Genomic DNA, 919 nt, shown 5'->3' with positions numbered 1-919 from the left:
TTGTATAGTCATAAAAATCTCTTGAAACATATTTTTATTTATTGTTATATAAAGCCTTGTAAAATAAGGCTTACGTCAGTGTTTCGTTTATATATTGTATCATACTGACATGTACTGTTGCCACACAAAATCTATACAAGGTTGGCAAAACGTAGACATTGCCTACCGTCGAAATCTGTCTGCTATTATATATTGCATCTCTACTTATTATATAGTAACATAAAGATGTAAACAGAGGTATGGATAACCTCTGATCCGACACAGGTGGCCGGCACTGTAATGGTGTCGGCCGTTTTATTATTTGCACTTGCAAACAAATAACAATCATGTTATAATAAATATCGCACACATACACTGTGCAAAATGTGATCCTGGGGACCGGCTACGGCTGGCCCCCTTTTGTTTGCCCCGGCTCATCACCGGGGCTGTTATTATGCCACTGACTCGACGTCGAGCTTACAGAGCAATCATATCCTGCCAGGTCTTGGCTCCAATTATCCCGTCTGCCGCACCGCAGGCTCCCTTGCGGTCTGTCTGGTACTTTTTAGTGGCTTCCACCATCAGCGGGCCAAAGCCCTTGTCCAGTTCTCCTTTGTAATATCCACGGCTTCCCAGTATCTCCTGAGCCAGTAATACATCATTGCCATAATCTCCATTACCAATCTCTCTTACTCCAAACATATATACATTACCTCCTGTGGTTGTGTTGTCCGGCACGGTTGTGACCGGCTTGCTATTAATAGTCCCGCTGGCGATCTCCGAAAATGGGAAATGTGCTCCCGGGCAGTCCGTGCTGCCAACATCCTTATGGCGCTGCACCAGAGAGATGCCATACTTGCTCTTGAGATAGGCCACCAGCTCCCGGCCGGCCTGGATCTGGGCTTGTCCCATGTACTCCGTATTAAACGCACCTTCAAAG

At 45.7% G+C, this 919-nt stretch carries 1 protein-coding gene; it reads right to left on the bottom strand.

Going from position 1 to position 919, the window contains the following annotated elements; all coding sequences use genetic code 11:
• Nucleotides 1-456: 456 nt before the first annotated feature.
• On the bottom strand, nt 457-919 hold a 463-nt coding region (locus tag V8Q34_RS27365; protein WP_335836690.1), incomplete at its 5' end, for a peptidoglycan recognition protein family protein.

Source organism: Blautia sp. JLR.GB0024, from assembly GCF_037000545.1.
Classification (GTDB): Bacteria; Bacillota; Clostridia; order Lachnospirales; family Lachnospiraceae; genus Blautia; species Blautia celeris.
The sequence above is the reverse complement of the archived record's forward strand: the minus strand, read 5'-3'. Positions and strand labels throughout refer to the sequence as shown.